Source organism: Maribellus comscasis, assembly GCF_009762775.1.
GTDB classification, from domain to species: domain Bacteria; phylum Bacteroidota; class Bacteroidia; order Bacteroidales; family Prolixibacteraceae; genus Draconibacterium; species Draconibacterium comscasis.
Genome location: NZ_CP046401.1, coordinates 6,330,474 through 6,349,337, shown reverse-complemented (window position 1 = coordinate 6,349,337; position 18,864 = coordinate 6,330,474). Strand labels below are relative to the sequence as shown.

The 18,864-nt window shown below is 38.7% G+C and carries 15 protein-coding genes and 1 tRNA gene; 11 read left to right on the top strand and 5 right to left on the bottom strand.

The annotated features are described in order from the left end of the window. Positions 1 to 511 precede the first annotated feature (511 nt). From GM418_RS25595 to GM418_RS25575, 5 genes are all read left to right on the top strand, one after another. Entirely contained in the window at positions 512 to 1,738 is a 1,227-nt protein-coding gene (locus tag GM418_RS25595; RefSeq protein ID WP_158867324.1) for an IS91 family transposase, read from the top strand. A 2,994-nt stretch (positions 1,739 to 4,732) separates the two neighbouring features. Further along, positions 4,733 to 5,473 (top strand): hypothetical protein, encoded by a 741-nt coding sequence (locus tag GM418_RS25590; RefSeq protein ID WP_158870254.1) that lies wholly within the window; start codon positions 4,733 to 4,735, stop codon positions 5,471 to 5,473. A 2,290-nt stretch (positions 5,474 to 7,763) separates the two neighbouring features. Beyond that, on the top strand, positions 7,764 to 8,990 hold the full coding sequence (locus GM418_RS25585; RefSeq protein ID WP_158867324.1) for an IS91 family transposase: 1,227 nt from the start codon (positions 7,764 to 7,766) through the stop codon (positions 8,988 to 8,990). A 456-nt stretch (positions 8,991 to 9,446) separates the two neighbouring features. After that, on the top strand, positions 9,447 to 10,385 hold the full coding sequence (locus tag GM418_RS25580) for a putative phage abortive infection protein (protein WP_158870252.1): 939 nt from the start codon (positions 9,447 to 9,449) through the stop codon (positions 10,383 to 10,385). A 145-nt stretch (positions 10,386 to 10,530) separates the two neighbouring features. Then, a complete protein-coding gene (locus tag GM418_RS25575) occupies positions 10,531 to 11,262 on the top strand; it encodes a hypothetical protein (protein ID WP_158870250.1) in 732 nt (243 codons plus the stop codon). A 91-nt stretch (positions 11,263 to 11,353) separates the two neighbouring features. On the opposite strand, the gene istB is transcribed toward GM418_RS25575, so the two are convergent. The 5 genes from istB to GM418_RS25550 form a co-directional block, all read right to left on the bottom strand. Next, positions 11,354 to 12,091 (bottom strand): IS21-like element helper ATPase IstB, encoded by a 738-nt coding sequence (gene istB, locus GM418_RS25570; protein WP_158862095.1) that lies wholly within the window; start codon positions 12,089 to 12,091, stop codon positions 11,354 to 11,356. A 14-nt stretch (positions 12,092 to 12,105) separates the two neighbouring features. Then, positions 12,106 to 13,653: an IS21 family transposase gene (istA, locus tag GM418_RS25565; protein WP_158870248.1), complete on the bottom strand. Its 1,548-nt coding sequence runs from the start codon at positions 13,651 to 13,653 to the stop codon at positions 12,106 to 12,108. A 125-nt stretch (positions 13,654 to 13,778) separates the two neighbouring features. Next, complete coding sequence (locus tag GM418_RS25560) at positions 13,779 to 14,204, bottom strand: LuxR C-terminal-related transcriptional regulator (protein ID WP_217447600.1); 426 nt, start codon at positions 14,202 to 14,204, stop codon at positions 13,779 to 13,781. 126 nt (positions 14,205 to 14,330) lie between these two features. Next, a complete protein-coding gene (locus GM418_RS25555; protein ID WP_158870244.1) occupies positions 14,331 to 15,023 on the bottom strand; it encodes a phage integrase SAM-like domain and Arm DNA-binding domain-containing protein in 693 nt (230 codons plus the stop codon). Between the two features lie 285 nt (positions 15,024 to 15,308). Then, a tRNA-Pro gene (locus tag GM418_RS25550) sits at positions 15,309 to 15,382 on the bottom strand. Positions 15,383 to 15,664: 282 nt separating this feature from the next. Between GM418_RS25550 and GM418_RS25545 the strand changes: the two genes are divergently transcribed. The 6 genes from GM418_RS25545 (at position 15,665) to GM418_RS25520 (ending at position 18,852) form a co-directional block, all read left to right on the top strand. Further along, positions 15,665 to 15,982, top strand: a complete 318-nt coding sequence (locus tag GM418_RS25545) for a NifB/NifX family molybdenum-iron cluster-binding protein (protein ID WP_158870242.1) — start codon at positions 15,665 to 15,667, stop codon at positions 15,980 to 15,982. A gap of 5 nt (positions 15,983 to 15,987) precedes the next feature. Then, positions 15,988 to 16,212 carry a DUF5320 domain-containing protein gene (locus GM418_RS25540; protein ID WP_158870240.1) on the top strand — a complete coding sequence of 75 codons (225 nt, stop codon included), beginning with the start codon at positions 15,988 to 15,990 and terminating at the stop codon, positions 16,210 to 16,212. 71 nt (positions 16,213 to 16,283) lie between these two features. After that, positions 16,284 to 16,625: a NifB/NifX family molybdenum-iron cluster-binding protein gene (locus tag GM418_RS25535; RefSeq protein WP_158870238.1), complete on the top strand. Its 342-nt coding sequence runs from the start codon at positions 16,284 to 16,286 to the stop codon at positions 16,623 to 16,625. Between the two features lie 63 nt (positions 16,626 to 16,688). Next, a complete protein-coding gene (locus GM418_RS25530) occupies positions 16,689 to 17,558 on the top strand; it encodes a nucleotide-binding protein (RefSeq protein ID WP_158870236.1) in 870 nt (289 codons plus the stop codon). Next, on the top strand, positions 17,555 to 18,433 hold the full coding sequence (locus tag GM418_RS25525) for an ATP-binding protein (protein WP_158870234.1): 879 nt from the start codon (positions 17,555 to 17,557) through the stop codon (positions 18,431 to 18,433). The genes GM418_RS25530 and GM418_RS25525 overlap by 4 nt, the downstream gene beginning before the upstream one ends. Then, positions 18,430 to 18,852: a NifB/NifX family molybdenum-iron cluster-binding protein gene (locus tag GM418_RS25520; protein WP_158870232.1), complete on the top strand. Its 423-nt coding sequence runs from the start codon at positions 18,430 to 18,432 to the stop codon at positions 18,850 to 18,852. The genes GM418_RS25525 and GM418_RS25520 overlap by 4 nt, the downstream gene beginning before the upstream one ends. Positions 18,853 to 18,864 lie beyond the last annotated feature (12 nt).

Sequence of the window (18,864 nt, the reverse complement as noted above, 5' to 3'; positions counted from 1 at the left end):
AACATTCCGCCAGCCCTCCTTCGGTGATAACATTTTAAGTAAGTCTCGGGCTGCCACGCAGAGGCTTTTGCCGACACCATAACAACAGCTATAGCCAATAAAGGCGCCGCTAAATTGCATTGGCATGACTATAAATGCTACAACGCCCATGCTTGGCAATGCTATTTAAAATATTTATATTGTAAACAAAAACTATAACTCTTTAAACAAAATAAAATCGAAACAAAAACGCATCGGCTCACGGTTATTATGGATGGATTATATATTCTAATCCTTTACTGCCCATAGCCGCGGCCGTTGTACACAATGCTAAACGCAAAGCACAAATAACTCAATACATGACAGTTAACCTTGAGTGTCAAGATTGCCATTTCATTTTTAATGCAGATGTAGGTAGCTTGGAGATGGATAAAATCGGAACTTTAATTTACGAGAAGAAACCGACTTGTCCTAAATGTAAAGCTTACGACAAAGTATTTATAACCCCGCTTGGATTACAACAATTAGATAAATGGTTTATGAATTATCTAAATACAAAAATCGGAAAGTAAGAAAATTTACTCTCGCTGAATACTTTCAATCCTGGTGGGACAGGTATGTAAAATCGCCAAACCATTACATCACCCCCGAACAATACAAAGCGGTTGCAGCAATGCGCGCCTGCCGTACCGAAGCTTTGGGGATTGACCATTATGTTTGTGAAGAGTGCGGGGAAATAAGCCAGGTTTACCACAGTTGCAAGAACCGTTTTTGCCCAACATGTAGTTGGAAAGATACCATGCAGTGGGCAGAGAAAATAAAAGAACAGATGCTGGACATTCCCCACCGCCACGTGGTGTTTACACTGCCGCACAAACTCAACAACTTAATCAGCGACAACAAATGGGAACTTTTAAGTGCTTTATTCAAAGCAGCGGCCGAAGCCATGAAAGACTGGATGATGTATAAATACAATCTCACTCCCGGAATAATCAGCGTACTCCACACTTTTGGTGAAACAAAACAATTGCACCCGCACATTCACATGATCCTTTCGTGGGGAGGGGTTAACAAAAATAATTGCCTCGAAGAAATCAAAGGCGAGTATGTAAATTACAATTTCATCCAGACAAAATTCAGGTGCAAGTTTGAAGACAAACTGGTGGAAATGTTTGATTCCAATACTTTGGAGCAAAATTTTTCAGACAGGATGGATTTCCTCAAATTCATAAAAAAGATAAACGATAAAAACTGGAGAGTACACTTCGAACCGGCAATCCAAATCCCCGAAGAAGTGATTCGCTACATCGGAAGGTACTCGAAAAGGGCATGTATCAGCGAATATAAAATAACTAACATTGACGGGGAAAATATCTCGTTCAAATACAAAGACTATAAAAACCTTGACTTTTATGGAAAACCCATCGAAAAAGAATTAACCCTGAACTACCGTGAGTTTTTCCCAAGATTATTACAGCACGTGCCGCTGCCCTATTTTAGAATCGTAAGGTACTACGGAGCTTATGCTGCAAGAACAAAAGCAGTACTTAACAAAACTCTTGTCAAAAAATTAAATGAAACTTCAGAAATTGAAGAAAACGAAGAAATTTATGAAATGGCTGAAAACCCGAAAATCTGTAAAAACTGCAATACCGAAAAAACCTATTTATACTCAACCTTTAAAAACAAAAAAAATGAAACAATTTATATGACAAGGTTTAAACCTAAGAAAAACAAAATCAAAAAAATAGCGGCATAAAACCGATGGGATTGGTGTGCCCGGTTATGAAATAATGCTATTTTTATACAACTTTAAAACTAAATTCTGATTACAAAAAAGAAAATTTATGAAAACCTACAAACGAAATCCATTTTTAAGACAAAAAAACTGACCCTGAAAATGACAATTTCAAAAAGGTAATTTTATAAACTCTTAATAAATAGTAAAATGAAAACCAAAGCACAGTGTACAACAAAAGCTATATATAATGCGGGGTTCAGCAAGTAATCAAACCGCAGTTCTCTGTGCTACAACGCCAATTCGTCTTTGACGAATCGGCTTAAAAAGAAAATATGAATAAACGAATTGGCTCAGTGCAGCATTGACAGGTAACCGTTTCAAAGTCCCGCACTATACATAGCCGAACCGTTATGGTGCAGCGTGGGGGTTATCGTTAGTATGCGAACTTGTTCTTTAAAATATTGGTTATGGTGGGTTTTCACGCCCCACATTTTTGTGCTGGCTGATTGTGCTTTGTTGGATGGTGGGGCTGCGTTTAGCTCATGATAGCCCGCACTAAATGCAGTTCGGGCGGTCACAATGTTTGCAGGCTTCAACTCCTGCGCCAATTTTAACAGTTAAGTTAAACCAGTTGCGGCCAACGTGTTTAACAAAGCCGATAAAATTTATGGCTGGAAAGTGGTTGTTTACTGCTGAGGTTTAACTTCGTGGTTACCTGGCCTGGATGTCAAAATTGGCACATCACTTGGGAGGGGCAAACATTCCGCCAGCCCTCCTTCGGTGATAACATTTTAAGTAAGTCTCGGGCTGCCACGCAGAGGCTTTTGCCGACACCATAACAACAGCTATAGCCAATAAAGGCGCCGCTAAATTGCATTGGCATGACTATAAATGCTACAACGCCCATGCTTGGCAATGCTATTTAAAATATTTATATTGTAAACAAAAACTATAACTCTTTAAACAAAATAAAATCGAAACAAAAACGCATCGGCTCACGGTTATTATGGATGGATTATATATTCTAATCCTTTACTGCCCATAGCCGCGGCCGTTATGGTGCAGCGTGGGGGTTATCGTTAGTATGCGAACTTGTTCTTTAAAATATTGGTTATGGTGGGTTTTCACGCCCCACATTTTTGTGCTGGCTGATTGTGCTTTGTTGGATGGTGGGGCTGCGTTTAGCTCATGATAGCCCGCACTAAATGCAGTTCGGGCGGTCACAATGTTTGCAGGCTTCAACTCCTGCGCCAATTTTAACAGTTAAGTTAAACCAGTTGCGGCCAACGTGTTTAACAAAGCCGATAAAATTTATGGCTGGAAAGTGGTTGTTTACTGCTGAGGTTTAACTTCGTGGTTACCTGGCCTGGATGTCAAAATTGGCACATCACTTGGGAGGGGCAAACATTCCGCCAGCCCTCCTTCGGTGATAACATTTTAAGTAAGTCTCGGGCTGCCACGCAGAGGCTTTTGCCGACACCATAACAACAGCTATAGCCAATAAAGGCGCCGCTAAATTGCATTGGCATGACTATAAATGCTACAACGCCCATGCTTGGCAATGCTATTTAAAATATTTATATTGTAAACAAAAACTATAACTCTTTAAACAAAATAAAATCGAAACAAAAACGCATCGGCTCACGGTTATTATGGATGGATTATATATTCTAATCCTTTACTGCCCATAGCCGCGGCCGTTATGGTGCAGCGTGGGGGTTATCGTTAGTATGCGAACTTGTTCTTTAAAATATTGGTTATGGTGGGTTTTCACGCCCCACATTTTTGTGCTGGCTGATTGTGCTTTGTTGGATGGTGGGGCTGCGTTTAGCTCATGATAGCCCGCACTAAATGCAGTTCGGGCGGTCACAATGTTTGCAGGCTTCAACTCCTGCGCCAATTTTAACAGTTAAGTTAAACCAGTTGCGGCCAACGTGTTTAACAAAGCCGATAAAATTTATGGCTGGAAAGTGGTTGTTTACTGCTGAGGTTTAACTTCGTGGTTACCTGGCCTGGATGTCAAAATTGGCACATCACTTGGGAGGGGCAAACATTCCGCCAGCCCTCCTTCGGTGATAACATTTTAAGTAAGTCTCGGGCTGCCACGCAGAGGCTTTTGCCGACACCATAACAACAGCTATAGCCAATAAAGGCGCCGCTAAATTGCATTGGCATGACTATAAATGCTACAACGCCCATGCTTGGCAATGCTATTTAAAATATTTATATTGTAAACAAAAACTATAACTCTTTAAACAAAATAAAATCGAAACAAAAACGCATCGGCTCACGGTTATTATGGATGGATTATATATTCTAATCCTTTACTGCCCATAGCCGCGGCCGTTATGGTGCAGCGTGGGGGTTATCGTTAGTATGCGAACTTGTTCTTTAAAATATTGGTTATGGTGGGTTTTCACGCCCCACATTTTTGTGCTGGCTGATTGTGCTTTGTTGGATGGTGGGGCTGCGTTTAGCTCATGATAGCCCGCACTAAATGCAGTTCGGGCGGTCACAATGTTTGCAGGCTTCAACTCCTGCGCCAATTTTAACAGTTAAGTTAAACCAGTTGCGGCCAACGTGTTTAACAAAGCCGATAAAATTTATGGCTGGAAAGTGGTTGTTTACTGCTGAGGTTTAACTTCGTGGTTACCTGGCCTGGATGTCAAAATTGGCACATCACTTGGGAGGGGCAAACATTCCGCCAGCCCTCCTTCGGTGATAACATTTTAAGTAAGTCTCGGGCTGCCACGCAGAGGCTTTTGCCGACACCATAACAACAGCTATAGCCAATAAAGGCGCCGCTAAATTGCATTGGCATGACTATAAATGCTACAACGCCCATGCTTGGCAATGCTATTTAAAATATTTATATTGTAAACAAAAACTATAACTCTTTAAACAAAATAAAATCGAAACAAAAACGCATCGGCTCACGGTTATTATGGATGGATTATATATTCTAATCCTTTACTGCCCATAGCCGCGGCCGTTAGGCAAAATACAAATGAGATGAGTAACAACCAGATAAATACTGTCTATTATAATAGAACAAAGAATAACTATCACGAGATATGTAGATTAGCAATTCGGAAATCTAACAAAGACTTATACTTTATAGACAAAAGCAATTCTTCTTTTCATATTTCGATTCACAAAGACGGTAAAGTTTTCATTTCGCCTCAGAGCAATGATAAAAAATTTGAATCTATTCTATTGCTAAAATTTGATTGGAATGACATTGACAAACATGCTGAATTTGAAAAACCATTTTTGTTCTTTTTACCAACTAATGTAATTAATTACCCACAAATTTCAATTGACAAAGTAAAAGGTTTACGTGTCATTCCTGACAATAGAAATCCAAATAATTTATTAATTAAGTATTTTCTAATTAGTGAAAAGACGGCTAAAGTTCTAGCAAGAAAATCAGATGCAAACTTTCAGATTTATAAGGTTGACCAAAAGCTTGAAACTGGAGAAATTGTTGATTATGCAGTTAATATTTTACCTCCTGTTTTAGAGTATAATAAGCACAAAATCAGATATGATATTGATACTATAAATTACACAATTAACTCTGCTCGAGAATATAGATTTTTATATCTATGTCAACCATCTGCTGAAATAAATATAGTTGAGTTTATATCTGAAAACACGTTCTATTTTGATTCTGGAGTGATAAAAGATATAGGATTCCAAATCAAAAACTATAGATATAAAGATTCAGACATTGTAATGATAGCATATTGAAAACAAGTACTTTGCCTAACAAATTGTATATGGCAGGCGGGGGTTCAGCGGTCTGACAAGTCAGACCTTGCGCCCACTTTCCTGCGGGTCTGACAGGATTTCTCTTCGAAATCCCGCCCGACCACATACAAGTGACCGTTATGGTGCAGCGTGGGGGTTATCGTTAGTATGCGAACTTGTTCTTTAAAATATTGGTTATGGTGGGTTTTCACGCCCCACATTTTTGTGCTGGCTGATTGTGCTTTGTTGGATGGTGGGGCTGCGTTTAGCTCATGATAGCCCGCACTAAATGCAGTTCGGGCGGTCACAATGTTTGCAGGCTTCAACTCCTGCGCCAATTTTAACAGTTAAGTTAAACCAGTTGCGGCCAACGTGTTTAACAAAGCCGATAAAATTTATGGCTGGAAAGTGGTTGTTTACTGCTGAGGTTTAACTTCGTGGTTACCTGGCCTGGATGTCAAAATTGGCACATCACTTGGGAGGGGCAAACATTCCGCCAGCCCTCCTTCGGTGATAACATTTTAAGTAAGTCTCGGGCTGCCACGCAGAGGCTTTTGCCGACACCATAACAACAGCTATAGCCAATAAAGGCGCCGCTAAATTGCATTGGCATGACTATAAATGCTACAACGCCCATGCTTGGCAATGCTATTTAAAATATTTATATTGTAAACAAAAACTATAACTCTTTAAACAAAATAAAATCGAAACAAAAACGCATCGGCTCACGGTTATTATGGATGGATTATATATTCTAATCCTTTACTGCCCATAGCCGCGGCCGTTATGGTGCAGCGTGGGGGTTATCGTTAGTATGCGAACTTGTTCTTTAAAATATTGGTTATGGTGGGTTTTCACGCCCCACATTTTTGTGCTGGCTGATTGTGCTTTGTTGGATGGTGGGGCTGCGTTTAGCTCATGATAGCCCGCACTAAATGCAGTTCGGGCGGTCACAATGTTTGCAGGCTTCAACTCCTGCGCCAATTTTAACAGTTAAGTTAAACCAGTTGCGGCCAACGTGTTTAACAAAGCCGATAAAATTTATGGCTGGAAAGTGGTTGTTTACTGCTGAGGTTTAACTTCGTGGTTACCTGGCCTGGATGTCAAAATTGGCACATCACTTGGGAGGGGCAAACATTCCGCCAGCCCTCCTTCGGTGATAACATTTTAAGTAAGTCTCGGGCTGCCACGCAGAGGCTTTTGCCGACACCATAACAACAGCTATAGCCAATAAAGGCGCCGCTAAATTGCATTGGCATGACTATAAATGCTACAACGCCCATGCTTGGCAATGCTATTTAAAATATTTATATTGTAAACAAAAACTATAACTCTTTAAACAAAATAAAATCGAAACAAAAACGCATCGGCTCACGGTTATTATGGATGGATTATATATTCTAATCCTTTACTGCCCATAGCCGCGGCCGTTATGGTGCAGCGTGGGGGTTATCGTTAGTATGCGAACTTGTTCTTTAAAATATTGGTTATGGTGGGTTTTCACGCCCCACATTTTTGTGCTGGCTGATTGTGCTTTGTTGGATGGTGGGGCTGCGTTTAGCTCATGATAGCCCGCACTAAATGCAGTTCGGGCGGTCACAATGTTTGCAGGCTTCAACTCCTGCGCCAATTTTAACAGTTAAGTTAAACCAGTTGCGGCCAACGTGTTTAACAAAGCCGATAAAATTTATGGCTGGAAAGTGGTTGTTTACTGCTGAGGTTTAACTTCGTGGTTACCTGGCCTGGATGTCAAAATTGGCACATCACTTGGGAGGGGCAAACATTCCGCCAGCCCTCCTTCGGTGATAACATTTTAAGTAAGTCTCGGGCTGCCACGCAGAGGCTTTTGCCGACACCATAACAACAGCTATAGCCAATAAAGGCGCCGCTAAATTGCATTGGCATGACTATAAATGCTACAACGCCCATGCTTGGCAATGCTATTTAAAATATTTATATTGTAAACAAAAACTATAACTCTTTAAACAAAATAAAATCGAAACAAAAACGCATCGGCTCACGGTTATTATGGATGGATTATATATTCTAATCCTTTACTGCCCATAGCCGCGGCCGTTGTACACAATGCTAAACGCAAAGCACAAATAACTCAATACATGACAGTTAACCTTGAGTGTCAAGATTGCCATTTCATTTTTAATGCAGATGTAGGTAGCTTGGAGATGGATAAAATCGGAACTTTAATTTACGAGAAGAAACCGACTTGTCCTAAATGTAAAGCTTACGACAAAGTATTTATAACCCCGCTTGGATTACAACAATTAGATAAATGGTTTATGAATTATCTAAATACAAAAATCGGAAAGTAAGAAAATTTACTCTCGCTGAATACTTTCAATCCTGGTGGGACAGGTATGTAAAATCGCCAAACCATTACATCACCCCCGAACAATACAAAGCGGTTGCAGCAATGCGCGCCTGCCGTACCGAAGCTTTGGGGATTGACCATTATGTTTGTGAAGAGTGCGGGGAAATAAGCCAGGTTTACCACAGTTGCAAGAACCGTTTTTGCCCAACATGTAGTTGGAAAGATACCATGCAGTGGGCAGAGAAAATAAAAGAACAGATGCTGGACATTCCCCACCGCCACGTGGTGTTTACACTGCCGCACAAACTCAACAACTTAATCAGCGACAACAAATGGGAACTTTTAAGTGCTTTATTCAAAGCAGCGGCCGAAGCCATGAAAGACTGGATGATGTATAAATACAATCTCACTCCCGGAATAATCAGCGTACTCCACACTTTTGGTGAAACAAAACAATTGCACCCGCACATTCACATGATCCTTTCGTGGGGAGGGGTTAACAAAAATAATTGCCTCGAAGAAATCAAAGGCGAGTATGTAAATTACAATTTCATCCAGACAAAATTCAGGTGCAAGTTTGAAGACAAACTGGTGGAAATGTTTGATTCCAATACTTTGGAGCAAAATTTTTCAGACAGGATGGATTTCCTCAAATTCATAAAAAAGATAAACGATAAAAACTGGAGAGTACACTTCGAACCGGCAATCCAAATCCCCGAAGAAGTGATTCGCTACATCGGAAGGTACTCGAAAAGGGCATGTATCAGCGAATATAAAATAACTAACATTGACGGGGAAAATATCTCGTTCAAATACAAAGACTATAAAAACCTTGACTTTTATGGAAAACCCATCGAAAAAGAATTAACCCTGAACTACCGTGAGTTTTTCCCAAGATTATTACAGCACGTGCCGCTGCCCTATTTTAGAATCGTAAGGTACTACGGAGCTTATGCTGCAAGAACAAAAGCAGTACTTAACAAAACTCTTGTCAAAAAATTAAATGAAACTTCAGAAATTGAAGAAAACGAAGAAATTTATGAAATGGCTGAAAACCCGAAAATCTGTAAAAACTGCAATACCGAAAAAACCTATTTATACTCAACCTTTAAAAACAAAAAAAATGAAACAATTTATATGACAAGGTTTAAACCTAAGAAAAACAAAATCAAAAAAATAGCGGCATAAAACCGATGGGATTGGTGTGCCCGGTTATGAAATAATGCTATTTTTATACAACTTTAAAACTAAATTCTGATTACAAAAAAGAAAATTTATGAAAACCTACAAACGAAATCCATTTTTAAGACAAAAAAACTGACCCTGAAAATGACAATTTCAAAAAGGTAATTTTATAAACTCTTAATAAATAGTAAAATGAAAACCAAAGCACAGTGTACAACAAAAGCTATATATAATGCGGGGTTCAGCAAGTAATCAAACCGCAGTTCTCTGTGCTACAACGCCAATTCGTCTTTGACGAATCGGCTTAAAAAGAAAATATGAATAAACGAATTGGCTCAGTGCAGCATTGACAGGTAACCGTTTCAAAGTCCCGCACTATACATAGCCGAACCGTTACAGGTAACCGTTTCAAAGTCCCGCACTATACATAGCCGAACCGTTAGCAAAAATTTTAATCCCATGATAGACATTGAAGTAGAAATAAATAAAGAGACCAAGCGTATCGACACTAAAAGTGCTGAAATTGAAAATAAGATTTCAACAGTTGATAAAAAGATTAGCACTTATACTAATTGGGCTTGGGGATTTGTATGGATTGGGATAATTGTTTTAATTTTTTCAGTCATTTATTTTTTTAAGAAAAATGATGAATCTGGATTTGCTTTAAACCTGTTGGGAGATTTCCTCGCCGGAACAGTCGCTTCACTATGGGCTCTCGCCGGTTTATTTTTTATTTACGTTGCTTTCCTTGGACAAAAACAACAATTGTTAAATCAACAATTGGAAATAATGTATAGTCAGTTGGAAGTAAAATACACGAGATACGAATTGGAAGGTCAAAAAAAGGAATTAATGGAACAAAACTTAACTCTTCGAAAACAAAGATTTGAAAATACATTTTTTCAATTGCTCCGCAATCATCAAGATATCGTTACTGGAATCGACATTAGAAAAGGAAGTGGAGTGTTAATTTCGGAAGGACGAGATTGTTTCAAGTCTTTTTATCGGAGCTTTACAAATAGCTCAAATATTAGCAAGGAAATTGGATATACAAAGAAAAAATATATGGAAATGTACAAAAGCCACCAAGCTGATTTAGGACATTATTTTAGGAATATCTATCATATTTTAAAATTCATTGACGGTTCCGAAGAAATTGAAGATAGCGAAAAATATAAATATGCGAGTCTGTTAAGAGCCTTACTCTCAAGTTATGAATTAATAGTACTATTCTATAACTGCCTTGGAGATTATGGAATAAAAAAATTCAAACCGCTTATTGAGAAGTACTCTTTTCTAAAAAATATTGATTATTCATTACTTGTTGACAATTCACATAAAAATGAATATTTAGAAATTGCTTTTGCAGATTCAGAAAAAAGAAAAAACTTTTGCTAACACAGTACATATTGCAGGGCGGGGTTCGGTGGTACGCCAACTGCGGATTCTCGCATCGCAGTTCCGTGTCCTTCGGACAGGAACGCTCTCCGAAATCCGCCCCGACAACATGTACTAACCGTTACCGCCAATATAAACAGAGACAATGAGCCTATTTGGATTCATAAAGAGAAAAAAGAAAAAGTCAATCGATAAGGATGCCTTTTATTATCACGAGGACTTCTATCTTCAGATTGAGATAATTCCACGAGAGAATTTTGATTTTGCGAGTTCAGAATCAAAAAAGATAACCGAATTTGGTGAATCGCACAAAGAAGGACTTGGATTTACTGATATATATGAAAGAAAAGATAATAAGTATAAGACTATTGATAAAAAAGTTAATCCATCTCCAATCTTTAATGCGTTAGAATCTGCTGGATTAGAAAGGATTAAAAAAATCCAAACAGGATATAGTACACATATTGAGGACTGCAATTCAACAATCGGATACGGTAATAAAAACTTTGCCATCTTGATTGACTTGGAATCTGAGTACGTTAAAGATATTTATTTAATGCAGTACCAACTAAATGACAATGATTTAGAATTATTGTCATCTGGATTAATAGCTATTGGAAAAGAACTTGATTTTATAATTGTTGACTGGGAACTTTCTAAAATAATTGATTTAAAAAGCTCTGCTCAAGTTATTTCATATGTGCGCGGAGAGGAAACAAATGAAAGTCAAATTCAAATAAATCTATCAAATGATTCAAACGATTTTAATAAAATAGCAACCATTCTGACTGATAAGGTTGGAATTAGATTCAGTGAGCAATTAAATGGGCTAGACCAAAAATATTGGGACTTTGAGTGGAAACGCCAGTCAAATTGACCACCCCAGGCCAATTTAAATTGACCATCGACCATTTTCAACAAAAAGAGAACGTTTTTCTTCTGTCAGATTACAACAAATTTACTGTTTTTTATTCACTATAAATGTTTCGTTTTTTTCTCATCGATTCACCCATCAGCTCAATCCTGTGCGATTGATGGATCAACCGGTCAAGTATGGCATCGGCAATCGTTTTCTCCCCGATTATTTCATACCACTTACTAACGGGCAGCTGTGATGTTACAAGCATAGATCCTTTATTGTGCCTATCTTCAATTAACTCTAACAGAGCTATCCGGTTTTGGCTATCTAAGGGTTGCAGGCCAAAGTCATCGAGTATTATTAACTGATGCCTGGCCATTTTTGCAAGTTCTTTGAGATAAGATCCATCGGCTTTTGCCATTTTTAGTTTAGAAAACAGCTTGGTTGTATTAAAGTACAAAACCCTGTATCCCTCGATACAGGCCTGATACCCTAAGGCTGTTGCAATGTAGCTTTTGCCGGCACCGGTGCTGCCCGATATTAATACATTCTCGTTTTTATTAATAAAATCGCATTCAGCCAGTCTTAACAGTTTTGTCCGATCGATATTTCTTGTATGTTCGTACACCACGTTTTCAATGGTTGCTTTATAGTGGAACCTTGCATTTTTTATCAATCGCTCTATCTTGCGGTTGTTGCGATCGTCCCACTCGGCATCTGTTATCATCGATACAAACTGGTCGATGGTGTAATCATCGGTTTTACCTGTTTCGACAGCTGTTTTAAAAGCCCCATGCATACCATGGAGCTTCATCTGTTTCATTCGTGTTAATGTTACTTCGTTCATTGTTTTTTACTTTATCAGTTGTAATATTTTCCTCCCCTTATGTTGTTATGAAAAGGAAGTTCCGGTTCGTCCGGTTTTTCATCATCAAGTTTATCCAACCCTTTTTCCAGTATCTTTTGTATGATTTTGTAGTTGTAAACCTGATGTTCCAATGCACGTTTACACGCATTGGCAAGCCTTTCTTCCCCAACCTTTTTGGCAAAAGCCAATACGCCCATACAGCTTTTATAGGATTGTTCAGGGTGTTGTTTTCTTTCCAGCACATTGATTATAAATTCCTTTACACTCTCGTCAATTGAAGCTGCCCAGTTGATAAAACGCTGCGGTGTCCAGTCGGTAACAAACTGGTGTGTTGTTGCCAGGTGGTCTTTGTTTGTGGTGTAGAAGTATTTACGTCCATCTCTTTTGTGCAAAGCTATGCGGTTGTATTTATGGTATATTTCAACGGTTTTTGATGTAAACACCAGCTTTACCTTCTTCTTTAAATACTGACACGGAACGCTGTAATAATGTTTGTCTTTGCTTAACAGCACGTGCCCGTTCATGGCTACGGTGGCTATTGCTATTTCTTTAATCTCGTATTTTTCTACAGGTAATGCGGTAAGCTTGCCTTTTTCGTCTTCAACGAATAATTGATACCGGGACGTTGGCCTGCCGGTTAACTTTTTGTTGTTATGCTTGTCCAGTTCATCCCAAATTGCACAGTTAAGCTCTTCTAAACTGTAAAAATCTTTGCCGCGCAAGGCCGGATATATTCTTTGGTATAATATCTTGACTGCTCCTTCTGCCAGTGACTTGTCCCGGGGACGGTAAGCCCGAGCCGGAAGAACTGTTGTACCGTAATGTTCGGCAAAGTCCATAAACGTTTCGTTAATGGTAGGTTCAAACCGGCTGCTTTTGGTTACGGCAGACTTTAGGTTATCAGGGACAATAGCTGCAGGAACTCCCCCGTAAAAGTGCAGTGCATTTTCAACCGAAGCAACAAAGTCTTCTTTTTGTTGGCTCGGTGAGGCTTCTGCATAGGTGTATTGACTGGCCCCCAGTATGGCAACAAAAAACTGTACCTCTTCAATCTCGCCTGTTTCTTTATTGATAATTTCCAGGGTTTTGCCAGCGTAGTCAATAAACATCTTATCGCCTGCTTTATGCTCCATATGCATTACCGGGTTAACCTTTTTATTCCAACGCAGGTAGTGGGCTTTAAACTGGCTTAGTTTTAGTCCATCGGGATGTTTTTCATAATATTCTTCCCACATCAGCTGTTTGGTAACGCCGGTCTTTTTTAATTCACGCTCCATGTAGGGAAAGAAGTTATAAACCTTTTTTAGCTTTGGGGAAAGAACATCTTCGGTATCCCTGCTAAAGATCTTTTCCAGCTCGGAATCACTCTTCTTATCAATATCATCAATTGTAAGGTTTAACACCTTGTATAGAGCGATATACTTCTTGACCGTATTGCGTGAAAGGCCCAGGTACCTACTGATAAATTGCTTTGCTTTTCCCTGGTGGTGTAACTGAATGACTTTTCTTACTTTACTCATGTCGATTAATTTATTAGCCATGTTTTCATATTAATTTGTTTAAATCAGTATGAAATTATGGCTTCGACAGAAGTAAAATCAATCTCTTTTGGTGGGTGGTCACTTTAGTCCGGCGCTGGTGGTCAATTTGCTCCGGCACGCGGTGGTCAGTTTAAACTGGCGAGGGTGGTCATTTTATTCCGGCCTGGGGTGGTCAGTTTGACCGTTTTTTCCACCATAAACTGGGTATAACTGTACGGATTGGAAACCTGGCCCTGGTATTCCTGGTAATGGTACATAAAAGTAAACCCGGGGTGGTTACGTTGTTGGTTTACTTTGTCGAACCAGGCCATCAGCTCGTCGTACCGGTTGGTAATAAGTGTAGTGTGTGCTGTAAAAAGTTCCCCCAACTGGTGAGGATCCATTGTCAGCATTTCCCTGATACTGTAATCGCTGGACTTTGCCAGCTTGATGTAATTGTTGACTGTGTTGCGCGAAATACTCAAAAGATCGCCAATCTGCCGGTTGCTTAAACCCTCGTTGTGCAACGATAAAATCTGTTTTAAATCCATCGGATCAAGTTTGTTTGCCATATCCAGAAAAAATCTGCGATATAGCATGTTTTAACTGATCTCCCAAAGTGGCACAAAACGAACCGTTAGAGTAACCGGACCTGACCGGAGTGGCACAAAACGAGCCGAAAATTATCCGCTTTTTAGCTACCCGGTGGCACAGTTTGAACCGAAATCAGTGGCACAAACCACTCCGAAATCGGTGGCACAAAACGAACCAGAATAGCCAGCAAGGGTTATGACCTTACGTAAACGTTCCAGATGCTTCATAACTCCATTATTCCCTAACGGTTTGTGATGGTCCAGAGGTTGGTAATTGCGTAAAAAGTTTTCGAACTCACTGATAAACCGGTAATTTAAAAGAGTAAGTGGAATATCCTTTCTCTTTAAATGAGCTTCCAGAAATAAAACCATGTATTTTTTTGTTGTAAAATAGTTTTTCAAAGTTCCCCACTTTAGAATTTTTTGCATTTGATCATTATGGTAATCAAATAAGTCTAACAGCGAATAACCGGAATCATCCAATCCTAAAAAACGGTTTTTAACTGCAGCAGGGGTTATTTCCTCATTTTCGATCACCAAATCCTGGTAATGTTCAACTAATATTGTTCGAACCTGTTCAAGAAATGAGTTCAGGTTTTTGTATTCGTCCTTCCACGATTTGACTCTTCCTTTTCGACTGTCCCAATCCCTGACCGGGATCGATTTTTTGACAGATACCTCACAACGTTGTCTATTTACTGAGATTCTTGCAAATATCGGGGCATTCCCGTTTTTTGCCTTTTCTTTTCGGATAACAAAATGGACACCAAATGTTGCTGTAAGTGTTTTTCTTTTCATATCAAATTAAAATAAACCATTAAGAAGGTCACCATATAGGTCACCTGAAAAGTTCCATTTCAATTCAAATTAAATCAAATGAAACTAAATAATAATCGTCTGTAACATCAGCATTAACTGGGTGTACAGAATAAAAGGTGACCTAAATCTAATAAAATATTCAGGTCACCTTATAGTTCACGTGAGAACTGGTTTTTAATGGTCTAAATGATATGTTAAAAAATCAAAAAAGCCCACAAACACTGGCGTTTGCGGACTTTTGATATCCTTTGAATTCCCTTAAAGTCGGGATGACAGGATTTGAACCTGCGACCCCTTCGTCCCGAACGAAGTACGCTACCGGACTGCGCTACATCCCGAATTTTTAAGTGCTGCAAATTTAAGCTTTTTTGGAAAAACAAAAACTATTCAGCGAAAAATTAAACAAAAACATCCATATATTTGCACAAAATAAAAACAAAAAAACAACACAAAAAACTAAAAAACAATATTATACACAAATAAAAAATATATTTTAATAAACTTTTGTTCATTTTATATTTTGCATTTCATATGTTTTTACTTATTTTTGTCTTTGAAACAACAACAAGTTCAATTACAATTTGCCGACATTCTTATATTAACAAACAGAAATGTAAACTATGAAAGTTGTAATCACTTCTACGGGTAACAGTTTAAATTCAAAATTCGATTTACGTTTTGGACGATGTGGATGGTTTTGTATTTATGACCCTGCCAACAAGAGTACTATTTTTTTTGAAAACCAAAGCAAAAATGCAAACGGAGGTGCCGGAACAAAGGCAGTTGAAGCCGTTGCAGAGATGGAAGCAAACCGCGTTATTTCGGGAGATTTTGGGCCTAAAGCCAAATCTTTACTCGAAAAATTTAACATCCAAATGATTATTATGGATGAAAAGAACAAATCAGTAAAAGACATTATTGAAATGATTAATAATTAAAAGCGATGCCAGGATTAGACAAAACCGGTCCAATGGGACAAGGCTCCCAAACCGGAAGAAAAATGGGAAGATGCAGACAAGAGCTCGAAAACACTGTGGAAGAAATGCCTCGCGGACGAGGAAGAGGATTTGGCGGAGGAAGACAGAGAAAATTTAAAACGGAAGACGGCTGGAAGAGTTCGGGTGATGGGCTCAGTTTTGGTCGTGGAAGGGGAAGAAGACAAAGATAGATACAAACTGACTTCCGGATAATCGTACTGCTTTTGCAGTGCGATTATTTTTAGTCACTCAAAACAAAAAAATGAATAAAAAGATAGCTGTACCAGTTGATAACCACATGATTTTAGATGGTCATTTTGGTCATTGTAAATTCTTTGCAGTATTTGAAATCAGGGAAAATACAATTCTGTCAGAAGAAAAAATAGTACCCCCGCCACACGAACCGGGATTACTACCAAAATGGCTGGCAGAAAAAGGTGTAAGCGATGTACTTGCAGGAGGGATGGGAAACAGGGCCATTCAAATATTCAACCATCATAAGGTGAATGTTTTTGTAGGTGCCCCCAAAATGGATGCCAAACAACTTGCCGAAGGATTTCTAAATGACTCGATTCAGTTTACGGCAAATTATTGCGACCATTAAAACCTGAATAAACTGCAACAACAACTTCTACTATCCGATTAAAACCATTTTATTACATAAAAAATGAAGATTGCGGTTGCAAGTGGAAAAGGTGGAACAGGAAAAACTACCGTTTCAATTAACTTATACTTTTTTATAGAGAAGTTCTTCAACAAAGCAGTTCAACTTGTGGACTGTGATGTTGAGGAACCAAACGATGCCTTATTCTTCCCCGGAGCGGAAACAAAAAGAGAAAAGGAAGTATTTCTTTCTGTTCCTGAGATAAATCCGGGAAAATGCACATTTTGCAAAAAGTGTTCAAATTGGTGCGAGTTCAATGCTATATCCATCGTAAAAGCATTAAAATTTGCCGGGGTAAATGCTGATTTATGCCACTCCTGCGGAGCTTGTTTGGAAGCTTGTAATTTTGGTGCAATCAGCGAACAGAACCAAACGCTGGGACAAATAAAATATCTGGATACAGGAATCGGTTTGGGTTTAACAGAAGGACGCCTGAAAGTCGGTTCTTCTATGCAAACTTCATTAATCAAAAAGGTGAAGAAAGAAACAAATCCAAATTCAGAAATCGTAATATTTGATGCACCTCCGGGCACAAGCTGCCCGGTGGTAGAAACTGTTGCTGATGCTGATTACGTTATTCTGGTAACTGAACCCACTCCTTTCGGTTTACACGACCTGAAAATTACTGTTGAGCTGTTATTGGATTTGCAAATACCATTTGGTGTAATCATCAATAAAGCCGGGCTGGGAAATCGTAATGTTTATGAATTTTTGGTTCATTACAACATCGATATTCTGGCTGAAATTCCTTTTGATAAATCGTATGCAGGGAAATATGCATCGGGAGATATTTTAGAAAACATTCCGGATGAAATTGAGGAAATATACAAAGAACTGATTCAAAAACTGGAATTAAAACTGGCCTTGCGATGAAAGAAATTACAGTTTTAAGCGGAAAAGGAGGAGCCGGAAAAACAACATTTGCTGCTGCCCTCGCCTCTGTTGCGCAAAATGCCGTGTTTTGCGATAACGATGTAGATGCTGCCGATTTGCATCTGATTTTTCAACCTGAAATAAAGGAAAGCCACTCTTTTAGCAGTGGAAATAAAGCAGAAATACAATCGGAAAGTTGCACAAACTGCGGCTTATGTGCAGAAAAATGCCGTTTTGATGCAATTCATTTTAATACAAAAAAGCAGTATAAAATCAACCCTTTTCAATGTGAAGGCTGCCGGTTGTGTGAACGAATTTGCCCTGAAAATGCGATTCAGGTTTTTGAGAACACAAATAATTCGTGGTATGTTTCCAACACGCGTTTTGGAAAACTGGTTCATGCTAAAATGGGCCCCGGTGAAGAAAACTCCGGGAAACTGGTTACACGAATTCGGGAGAAAGCCAAGGAGATTGCACTGGATATCAACGCCGATTTTATTATTAACGACGGCCCCCCGGGAATCGGCTGTTCGGCGATCTCTTCTGTTACAGGAACTGATTTGGTTTTGATGGTTATTGAACCCACACTTTCCGGTCTGCACGACGCAAAACGATTAATGGAGCTGGTTCGTAATTTTGAAATTCCGGTTTTCGCCGTAATTAATAAATACGACCTGAATCCCAAAGTATCTGAAAATGTAATTCAATATCTTTCTGAGAACCACATCAGACTGGCCGGGAAAATCAATTTCGATAAAAATGTAGTTAAATCAATAATATTTGAAAAAACTATTGTTGAATTTTCTCCAAAATGTAATTTTAGCAAAGAGATTTACTACATTTGGAATCAAATCACAGAGCATTTTAGTGTATGAAAAGGATAGTTTTTGCTTTTGCCTTAAGCAATGAAAATATATTTATAAATAATATTTTTGGAGATGCTGATAAATTTGCCATTTACCAGTTTTCTGACGGAGAGTTGATTTTTATAGATGAATTTCAAAATCCGGTTCCCAACCCCGGAAATATTGACATAAAAGAAAAACGGGAAAGAATAGTTTCTTTTTTAAAATCAAAAGATGTTACTGTTTTGGTTTCCAAACAATTCAGCAAAAACCTGCGTTTGGTTACCGACGATTTTATCCCCGTTCTTATTGAAAAAGAGAATCCGGAACAGGTAGTTGAAATTCTCAATAAAAATATGAAATGGATAAAAGACGAGTTAAAAAACCGCAAATCGGGACACATGCTTTTCAGGATCAACACAGGTGTATTAAAACTTGCAATTAAATAGTTTTTTAGGAAT